This window comes from Citrobacter sp. MGH 55, from assembly GCF_016906145.1.
GTDB lineage: Bacteria > Pseudomonadota > Gammaproteobacteria > Enterobacterales > Enterobacteriaceae > Citrobacter_A > Citrobacter_A amalonaticus.
Genome location: NZ_CP070239.1, coordinates 3,344,038 through 3,354,069, shown reverse-complemented (window position 1 = coordinate 3,354,069; position 10,032 = coordinate 3,344,038). Strand labels below are relative to the sequence as shown.

Below are 10,032 nucleotides of genomic sequence, written 5' to 3'. Positions count from 1 at the left end.
TTCATTCATCAGCGAAATTTAGCGTAAAAAAAGGCCCCTGTTGAATGGGCAGGGGCCTGGTACGAGCAAGCATCATATTGGGCGACATGATGCAACGGTAAAATCATTTGGCCTGATGGCGAACAATGATTCCTTTCATTTCAGCAACCGACTTGCCGTCTACCGCATAGCGGGAATATTCATCCGCTTGCTTATCTGTCGACATTGACAGACCCTGATTGCGATAGCGCATAGGTGAAACCAGCAAGGTTCCGGCGGAGCTGTGTACTTCCCGTACTCCGGCATCCAGGAAACGCGGCAGATTTTCTGCGCGAACCCCCGCTCCGGCCATAATGATTGGAGCACCGGGGTGAGCAATAAGTTCAATAATATTTGCTAAACCTTGCACTGCATCGGATTTCTGCCCCGACGTCAGCACTCTGGCGACACCCAGTTCCGCAAGATTATGTAGTGCATTTAACGGATTAGCACACATATCGAACGCGCGGTGAAAGGTCACAGCCAGAGGGCCTGCCGCGTCCATAATCTGCCGCATGCGTGGCATGTCGACATGACCGTCAGGATCAAGAATGCCTGTCACCAGTCCGGGAAAACCCAGTTCACGCACGGTCCGTACATCGTCCAGCATCGCCGCGAACTCACCGTCGGTATAACAAAAATCTCCACCGCGCGGCCGGATGATCGGATGTACCGGAATCGTCACCGCCTGACGAACCGAGCGCAGCACGCCCAGTGATGGCGTTAAGCCCCCTTCTTTTGGCGCGGCGCACAGTTCAATGCGGTCCGCACCGTTTTGCTGCGCCGTAAGCGCGCACTCCATGCTGTAACAACAGATTTCCAGCAATGTCATATTCACTCCTGTTGCTGTTCGCTGGCGACGATTGCCTCAATCGACCACGGGTGGAATTTGACGGTGACCTTCCCGTCAGTGACCGCCAGCGTCGGGTTCGGCAGACGTTCGTGTTCCCCTTTCGGTGAACTGGTTTTCACAAAAATGCCCGGCTGGCTCAGTCCGTCATCCGAAAGCAGCGCTAATGCGCGGGCATTCAGGGTTTCAGGAGCGCCAGGCAGGACAATCTCAATGTGTTCCCACCCTTCATGAGGATACCGCTTTTCCCCGGGCCACGGCAGTTCCACAATGCTAAAGCGCCAGTGCGCGACGCACACCGGCTCATGCAGTTTGAACAGACAAATTGGTCGCCCGTTGATGGTATTTTCCGACAGCAGCTCGCCGCATTGTTCAAATCCTCGACGCCAGCGTTCAGCAGTGGCGTTCTGATGACAACGCAGAGAAATGTGATCGGCCTCAAGCGGTGCAACATCCAGACCGAGGCGAGTGGAAAGTTCTGTGAACGCCTGAGTGAATCGCGGTAAATCTGCGGAAATATCATGCAGTTCGTCAATGGTCTGCCAGTTCGCCATAATAAGAGCTCTTATCGGTGTTCAAAGCCGCTAATTTACTCCGTTGACCTCCCGCAACCAACCGTAGATTGCAGGATTTGCGGTATGCATGCTTATGCACTCCTTTAACGCTTATTTTCTGTACGCGCTTACGGCTGCGCAGTGCTGACGCAGGGGGGCATTTGCAGTATACTCCCGCCCTTAATTCTTAAACTGGTGCGGTAAACATCAACCCGCTTCATCAACGTAAGGTATTCCGGTGAATATTCAGGCTCTTCTCTCAGAAAAAGTCAGTCAGGCCATGATTGCTGCAGGCGCGCCTGCAGATTGCGAACCGCAGGTTCGTCAGTCAGCAAAAGTACAGTTCGGCGACTATCAGGCCAATGGCATGATGGCAGTTGCTAAAAAACTGGGTATGGCTCCACGACAACTGGCTGAGCAGGTGCTGACTCATCTGGATCTGAACGGTATCGCCAGCAAAGTTGAAATCGCGGGCCCTGGCTTTATCAATATCTTCCTCAACCCGGCATTCCTGGCAGAACATGTGGAACAGGCGCTGACCTCCGATCGTCTCGGCGTGACTAAACCGGCGAAGCAGACGGTGGTTGTCGATTACTCCGCGCCAAACGTGGCGAAAGAGATGCACGTCGGCCACCTGCGCTCCACCATTATCGGTGACGCCGCCGTGCGTACCCTTGAGTTCCTCGGCCACCACGTTATTCGCGCCAACCACGTCGGCGACTGGGGCACTCAGTTCGGCATGCTGATCGCGTATCTGGAAAAACAGCAGCAGGAAAACGCCGGTGAAATGGCGCTGGCGGATCTCGAAGGTTTCTATCGTGAAGCCAAAAAACATTACGACGAAGATGAAGCCTTCGCCGAGCGCGCCCGTAGCTACGTGGTAAAACTGCAGGGTGGCGACGAATACTTCCTGCAGATGTGGCGCAAACTGGTCGACATCACCATGTCCCAGAATCAGATCACCTATGACCGTTTGAATGTAACCCTGACCCGCGACGATGTGATGGGCGAAAGCCTGTACAACCCGATGCTGCCGGGGATCGTGGCCGATCTGAAAGCCAAGGGTCTGGCCGTCGAAAGCGAAGGCGCCACCGTCGTATTCCTTGATGAGTATAAAAACAAGGAAGGCGAACCGATGGGGGTCATCATTCAGAAGAAAGATGGCGGCTATTTGTACACTACCACCGATATTGCCTGCGCCAAGTACCGTTATGAAACATTGCATGCCGATCGCGTGCTCTATTACATCGACTCCCGTCAGCACCAGCACCTGATGCAAGCGTGGACCATCGTGCGTAAAGCCGGTTACGTGCCGGACGCCGTGCCGCTGGAACATCACATGTTCGGCATGATGCTGGGCAAAGACGGTAAGCCATTCAAAACGCGAGCAGGCGGTACGGTGAAACTGGCAGACCTGCTGGACGAAGCGCTGGAACGCGCCCGTCGTCTGGTGAGCGAGAAGAACCCGGACATGCCGGCAGACGAACTGGAAAAACTGGCCAACGCCGTCGGGATTGGCGCGGTGAAATACGCCGATTTGTCCAAAAACCGCACCACCGACTACATCTTCGACTGGGATAACATGCTGGCCTTCGAAGGCAATACCGCGCCTTACATGCAGTATGCCTACACCCGTGTGCTGTCGGTATTCCGTAAATCCGGTCTGGATGAAAATGATCTGGCGAACGCGAAGGTACAGCTCAGCGAAGATCGCGAAGCGCAACTGGCTGCTCGTCTGCTGCAGTTTGAAGAAACGCTGACCGTTGTTGCGCGTGAAGGGACACCGCACGTAATGTGTGCCTACCTGTATGACGTCGCCGGACTGTTCTCAGGCTTCTACGAACACTGCCCAATCCTGAGCGCAGAAAACGAAGAAGTTCGTAACAGCCGCCTGAAACTGGCGCTGCTGACGGCGAAAACGTTGAAGCTCGGTCTGGATACTCTGGGTATCGAAACCGTAGAACGCATGTAAGCGATAAACAGAACCCGGCAAATGCCGGGTTTTGTTTTTTCAGGCTATCAGAAATACTTCCGCAAATACTCCGTCAGACACAGCATCGCCATCGCCTGGCCGTATGGCATGGAAGTCAGCGGAATCGCCCGATAGAAGTCGAGATCGTGGCCCATGCCCGTACCGAAAGACGTTTGCAGCAACTCCCCTTGCGGTGAAATGTTCCGCACAATTCCACGAATCGCTTTTTCCGCCACCTCGGCATAGTCCGCACTGACATAACGCTTGCGCACCGCTTTTAAAATTCCGTAGGCGAACCCTGCGGTTGCGGAGGCTTCCAGGTAGGAGTGCGGATCGTCAAGCAGCGTGTGCCACAACCCGCTTTCATCCTGACAGTTCGCCAGCGCAGCAATCTGCGCATTCAGCACCTGTACCAGATAGCGGCGCACGGCGTTATTTTCTGGCAGATCCACCAGTTCGAGGAAGTCCGGGATCACAATGGTCAGCCAGCTATTGCCGCGTGCCCAGCGGGCACTGGCAAAGTTATGATGCCCGTCGTAATTCCAGCCGTGGAACCACAGGCCAGTCTCCCGGTCCATCAGATTCTGTACGTGCAGCAAAAACTGATAGGTCGCCTCTTCCACATATTCAGGACGCTTAAGCAACTTACCGATTTTCGCCAGTGGCAGCACCGTCATCATCAGGGTGTCATCCCACATTTGCTGATGGTTCTCTTCCGCCAGCGTGATGTGCTGCATTCCGCCGTGATCGGTGCGCGGCATCTCATACATCGCCCATTCCGCCCACGCGTCAAGCCACGGCAGATAAGCGGGATTACGCGTCTCCTCGTAGCGATACGCCAGAGTCAGAAACGGTGCCATCGTGTTGACGTTTTTGGTGGTGGTCCCTTCGGCAAAACGGTCAGCAAACCAGTTGTCGATGATGTCGCGTATCGTTTCGTCGCCGGTCTGCTGGTAGTACTGATACATCCCGTACAGCCCAACGCCGTGCGTCCATTCCCATCCTGCCCAGCCTTTGGTGTCTATCACACGTCCGTCGTCAAGGCGCAGCAGAAATTGACCCGTCTCGTCCTTAATGTTCACCAGATTGGTCGTCACTGTCTGAATTAACGCTTTCAGCGCTTCCCGTGAGATAAACCGTTCCGGCTGACGCAGTAACGAGCTATGTTTGACAGGCCAAACCTTCATATCTTTACCCTCTGTGATAAGTCGAATTCCATATCGCAGCCTGCTTCAGTGAAGGAGCCGCGGGTTTATTACGATTCAGGTAACCAATATTGTTGTTACCCCAAAGTGATTCATACGGCAGCCCGGCAAGCATCTCGACGGTGGCGCGTGCCTGTGGGGTAATACTTTCCGGCATTGTGCGACCGGATTCGCGCATTTTCACCGTTTCTTCACGCAACGTGCTGTGGGTCTGCAAATTCAGTTTAAAGCGCAGGGAGACCAGGAAGCCGCAGGCCAGCACCAGCAGCGTACCGCAACTGAGAATCAACAGAATGGTATGGCTGACCGCTTCAGGCTGCGTGCTCTGCCCTGAAACAAAGCCCGACATTTGCATGACAATCCCAACCAGCATCACCGCCCCTGCCTGCGACGCTTTACGCGTCAGGGTCATGATCCCGGCGAAGATCCCTTCGCGGCGCTGACCGGTAATGACTTCATCGACATCCGCAATGTAGGTGTAGGTGTTCCACGGAACGTAGTTGATACCGCCGCGGCCCAGCCCAGCCACAGCAGAAACCAGCAGCAACAGAGAGTAGATGTCGCTCAATCCGGCGTAGTAAAGCACCGCGTAAGAGAGCGAGCTCAGACCGAACAACACCACGACCATTCGATAGGACGGCGCTGGCCCAAAACGGATGCACAGCGGGATCATGGCAATAACCGCAATGAACTGGAAAATCGCCATCGTACCGAGCAAATTCGACGCCATTGACGCTTCCTGCATCAGGACAAACACCACATAGTAGGTAAAGACGGCGTTGAACACGTCCTGCGCGATGTAACCGCCGAGATACATCCCCAGATGTTGACGGAAAATCTTAATCCGCAGTGTGGAACTTAACTCTACGAACAGGCGGTTCATGCTCTGGCCGAAGGTGAGACTTTTTTTCTCTTCTTCCGCCCGCAGCGCCGCTTGCGTCCACTCTTCACGCGGGCGTTCCCAGGTAAAGAACCAGACAAAAGTCAGCATCAGTGCGCACAGCACTGAGAACACCAGGCTTGCATAAAAGAAGGAGTTGGGGTTGTCCTTGCCGAAGGCGGTTAACAAAATGCCGGGCAGGAAAGAGGCCAGAATGGCGGACATTTGCGCCATTCCGATACGCGCACCGGAAAACTTGGTTTTCTGTTTGAAATCATCGGTCATCTCAGGCACCAGCGTTTCGTAAGGCACCAGAATCATGGTATAGACGATATCAAACAGCAGATAGGTCAGCAGGTAATACCAGAATCCCATGTCCCCTACCCACATCAGTGAATAGCTGAATACACATGGGATCCCCAGCAAGATAAAGAACTTACGCCGACCAAAGTGTTTACCGAGCCAGGTGGAACCGAAGTTATCGGTCAAAAAGCCCATCAGCGGACTGACGACAGCATCAAGCACCCTTGCAGCCGCAAAGATGAAGGTCGCTTCGATAGGAGAAAGCCCGCAGAACGTCGTATAGAAATAGAGCAGCCAGGCTGCCGTGAGCGCCGTGGTGCCTGCTCCCAGAAAATCACCTGAACCATAGGCGAAATAATTCACCAATCCAATTTTACGTGTTTTCATTGCCGTTAACCCTGCAAATGGTTGGGGGACTCCCGGCCGGTTGGCTGCGCCAAAGGAGTTCTTACACGGCTACAGTAAGAGCTTACAAAGTGGGATACCTTTTCGTTTTTGCCACCGGTGAGAGTGAAATGGCAAAAACGCAAAGAGACCGGCAACGCGTGTCACCGATTTATAAAACAGCGTTTCTTTTCAATCAAAAGGCAAAGTCAAAAATGCGAATCAGGCAGCAGTTTAGCGTACTGCCTGATGAGGAGAATAACCGTTAACGATAGTTCACAATCACCTGATTGCTCTGAACTTTTAATGCGGGAATTAAGCGACCACCGCCGGGAACTTCCCAGATGAAACGCAGGGGTTCAACGGCAGGCACGTTGTTAAATGCCTGCGTGGTGCCGCTCTGCCCTTCTATCTCTACACAGCGTGATTGTGAACATAAGCGCACGCGTAAACCGGCAGGCGTCGGGCCATTCAGTTCATATCGCCAGGCGACCAGCGTCATCAGACCGGAGACAGGCTGGCTGGATGAAAGCGGCGACGACGAGGCCGCCACGCCGCGGTGATTCAGGGTTATGCCAATACTACTGGCCTGCCACGCTCCTTCCCCGGCAGCCTGTACCACCAGCGGGAAAAGTAACAGCCAAAGCAGTTTGCGCATTATTTACCTCCAATGGTTGCCGTCATGCGGATGTTACGGTTATCGGACAGCTCCATGTTCGACAGCACCACCAGTTGCGGCAGGCTGCGGCGCAGGAAGCGCGACAACAATGGACGCAACGCATGGTTAACCAGCAGCACCGGCGGCGCACCCAGCATTTCCTGGCGGGACAGCGCCTCCTGAGTTTGCGCCAATAGTCGATCGGCAAGGCCGGGTTCCAGTCCCCCACCGCCCTGGAGTGCCTGCAGCAGCAGGCGTTCGAGCGCGGTATCGAGGCCAATCACATTAACTTCATGATTACCCGGGAACCACTGCTGGGTGATGGCGCGCCCCAGCGCCACGCGAACCACCGCCGTGAGTTCATGCGGATCGCTCTGCAATGGCGCATGTTCCGCCAGCGTTTCCAGAATGGTGCGCATATCGCGAATTGGCACTTTTTCGTCCAGCAGGTTCTGCAACACTTTATGCAGCGTGGTCAGGGTCACCACGCCCGGCACTAAATCTTCGGTCAGCTTCGGCATCTCCTGCGACACGCGATCCAGCAGTTGCTGCGCCTCCTGGCGACCGAACAGTTCAGCCGCATACTGACCAATCAGATGGTTCAGATGGGTGGCGACTACGGTACTGGCCTCCACTACGGTAAAGCCCTGAATCTGCGCCTGTTCTTTTAAGGCACTTTCAATCCAGATCGCGTCCAGTCCAAATGCCGGATCCACTGTCTGTTCGCCGGGTAATGTCCCCGCCGCCGTGCCTGGGTTTATCGCCAGCCAGCGTCCCGGATAGGCGTCGCCGCTGCCAATCTCCACCCCTTTCATCAGGATGCGGTAATGCGCAGGTTGCAGATCCATATTGTCGCGGATATGCACCACTGGCGGCAGAAAGCCCATGTCCTGGGCGAACTTTTTACGGATACTGCGGATACGACCCAGCAGTTCGCCGTCCTGCTGAAAATCGACCATCGGGATCAGGCGATAGCCCACTTCCATGCCGAGAGAGTCTTCCAGTTGCACGTCGTTCCAGGTGGCTTCCACCACCGAGTTGTTTTCCGGAACTTTAGTCGGTTGTGGCTCGACAGGCGCCTTCTGCTCACGTCCCCGGATCCACCAGGCCAGTCCCAGCAGCGCGGCGGTAAACATCAGGAACACCAGGTTTGGCATCCCCGGCACCAGGCCCAGCAGACCCAGAACCGCGGCGCTCAGCAACATCACGCTCGGATTACTGAACAGTTGCCCGACCATCTGCTCGCCGACGTCCTGATCGGTACTGACGCGGGTGACGATGACACCCGCCGCGGTTGAAATCACCAGCGCGGGGATCTGCGCCACCAGACCATCACCGATGGTCAACAGGGTATAGCTTTCCGCAGCATGCCCCATGCTCATCCCATGTTGCAGCACCCCCACCAGCAGACCGCCCACAACGTTAATCACCATAATCAGAATACCGGCGATGGCGTCGCCACGAACGAACTTACTCGCACCGTCCATTGAGCCATAGAAGTCGGCTTCCTGAGTCACTTCAGAACGACGCTTTTTCGCCTCATCTTCACCGATAAGACCGGCATTAAGGTCGGCGTCAATCGCCATCTGTTTACCCGGCATCCCGTCAAGAACGAAGCGCGCGCCCACTTCAGCGATACGCCCGGCACCTTTGGTGATAACCATAAAGTTGATGATGACGAGAATAACAAACACCACGATACCGATAGCAAAGTTACCGCCGACCAGGAAGTGGCCGAACGCTTCAACGACCTTGCCCGCCGCCGCCGCGCCAGTGTGCCCTTCCATCAAAATAATACGCGTGGAAGCCACGTTCAGCGCCAGACGCAGCAGCGTGGTGAACAACAGAATGGTCGGAAACGCGGCAAACTCCAGCGTGCGCTGGGTGAACATCGCCACCAGCAGCACCATAATCGACAGTGCGATGTTAAAGGTAAACAGCAGGTCAAGGATGAACGCCGGCAACGGCAGGACCATCATCGACAGGATCAGCAGAATGAGGATTGGCCCGGCAAGGATCTGCCACTGCGTGGTTTTCATGTTGTTGGGCAGGCGCAGCATCGCAACCAGATTAGCCATCGGTAGTCTTCTCGTTCATAAAATCCAGGGCTTCAGGCACTGGAAGATTTGCAGGTTGTGGTGGACGTTCCCCACCGGCGAGCCGCCAGCGTTTAAGCTGCCACACCCAGGCCAGCACTTCCGCGACGGCGGCGTACAGTTGTCCGGGGATCTGCTGACCAATCTCAGCATGGCGATAAAGCGCACGCGCCAGCGGCGGCGCTTCAAGGGTGGGAATTTTGTTCTCGGCACCGATCTCGCGAATGCGCAGGGCCACAAGTCCGGCCCCTTTCGCCACGACTTTCGGCGCGCTCATCTTATTCTCGTCGTATTGCAGCGCCACCGAATAGTGAGTCGGGTTGGTGACGATGACATCGGCATTGGGGACATCACTCATCATGCGTCGACTCGCCGCCTGGCGCTGCATCTGTCGGATACGCCCCTTCACATGAGGGTCGCCTTCATTCTGTTTAAATTCGTCACGGATATCCTGGCGTGACATGCGTAATTTTTTCAGATGGCTCATGATCTGGAAAATCACGTCGAATCCGACCATCGGGATCACCCCCAGCACCACCAGCAACGCACACAGTCCAACAAGATCCAGCGCATTGCCCATCGCCGCGCGCGGTGACTCCGCCATCAGGCGCATCATCTCCGGCCAGTTATGCCACAGATACATCGCCGTCACGCTGCCCACCAGTGTGGATTTCAGAATGGCTTTCAACAATTCCGCCCCGGTCTGCGCGGAAAACATGCGTTTGATGCCTGGCAGCGGATTGAGCTTGGAAAATTTGGGTTGCAGTGATTTACCGCTGAAGACCAGACCGCCGAGCAGAACCGGCGAGATCAGCGCCACCAGCACCACGCCGGTAATCAGCGGCAGCAGCGCGATCATCGCTTCTTTAATCAGCAGAATAATTTGCCCGAGGATCAGATTAGGATCATTGACCATGCTGTGGTCAAAACGCAGTCCTGCCGACAACATGCCCGATAGCCGTCTGGCCAACGACTCACCGCCAATCCAGATAATGCAGACGCCCACCAGCAAAATCAGCAGTGAGGTCAGTTCTCTGGAACGGGGGATCTGCCCCTCTTCCCGCGCTTTCTCAAGTCGGTGGGGTGTGGGGGCTTCTGTTTTGTCGTCGTTG

The 10,032-nt window shown here is 55.3% G+C and carries 8 protein-coding genes; 1 reads left to right on the top strand and 7 read right to left on the bottom strand.

Annotated features, from left to right (window positions below):
* Positions 1 to 103: 103 nt before the first annotated feature.
* Together cutC and JTI98_RS13605 are read right to left on the bottom strand one after the other, a co-directional pair.
* The gene (gene cutC, locus JTI98_RS13610) at positions 104 to 850 is read right to left on the bottom strand and encodes a copper homeostasis protein CutC (RefSeq protein WP_043000351.1); all 747 of its coding nucleotides are present in this window, start codon (positions 848 to 850) and stop codon (positions 104 to 106) included.
* A gap of 2 nt (positions 851 to 852) precedes the next feature.
* Positions 853 to 1,422, bottom strand: a complete 570-nt coding sequence (locus JTI98_RS13605) for a VOC family protein (protein WP_044328618.1) — start codon at positions 1,420 to 1,422, stop codon at positions 853 to 855.
* 238 nt (positions 1,423 to 1,660) lie between these two features.
* Here JTI98_RS13605 and argS point away from each other — a divergent pair, with 238 nt between their 5' ends.
* On the top strand, positions 1,661 to 3,394 hold the full coding sequence (gene argS / locus JTI98_RS13600; RefSeq protein ID WP_216081372.1) for an arginine--tRNA ligase: 1,734 nt from the start codon (positions 1,661 to 1,663) through the stop codon (positions 3,392 to 3,394).
* A gap of 47 nt (positions 3,395 to 3,441) precedes the next feature.
* On the opposite strand, the gene JTI98_RS13595 is transcribed toward argS, so the two are convergent.
* The 5 genes from JTI98_RS13595 to flhB all read right to left on the bottom strand — a co-directional run.
* Positions 3,442 to 4,581 (bottom strand): glycoside hydrolase family 105 protein, encoded by a 1,140-nt coding sequence (locus JTI98_RS13595; protein WP_054176297.1) that lies wholly within the window; start codon positions 4,579 to 4,581, stop codon positions 3,442 to 3,444.
* A gap of 4 nt (positions 4,582 to 4,585) precedes the next feature.
* Positions 4,586 to 6,169, bottom strand: a complete 1,584-nt coding sequence (locus JTI98_RS13590; RefSeq protein ID WP_216081371.1) for an MFS transporter — start codon at positions 6,167 to 6,169, stop codon at positions 4,586 to 4,588.
* Positions 6,170 to 6,431: 262 nt separating this feature from the next.
* On the bottom strand, positions 6,432 to 6,824 hold the full coding sequence (flhe, locus tag JTI98_RS13585) for a flagellar protein FlhE (protein ID WP_043000346.1): 393 nt from the start codon (positions 6,822 to 6,824) through the stop codon (positions 6,432 to 6,434).
* Positions 6,824 to 8,902: a flagellar biosynthesis protein FlhA gene (flhA, locus tag JTI98_RS13580; protein ID WP_090049251.1), complete on the bottom strand. Its 2,079-nt coding sequence runs from the start codon at positions 8,900 to 8,902 to the stop codon at positions 6,824 to 6,826. Before flhA ends, flhe begins: the two co-directional genes overlap by 1 nt.
* On the bottom strand, positions 8,895 to 10,032 hold a 1,138-nt coding region (gene flhB, locus JTI98_RS13575; RefSeq protein WP_216081370.1), incomplete at its 5' end, for a flagellar biosynthesis protein FlhB. The genes flhA and flhB, both read right to left, overlap by 8 nt.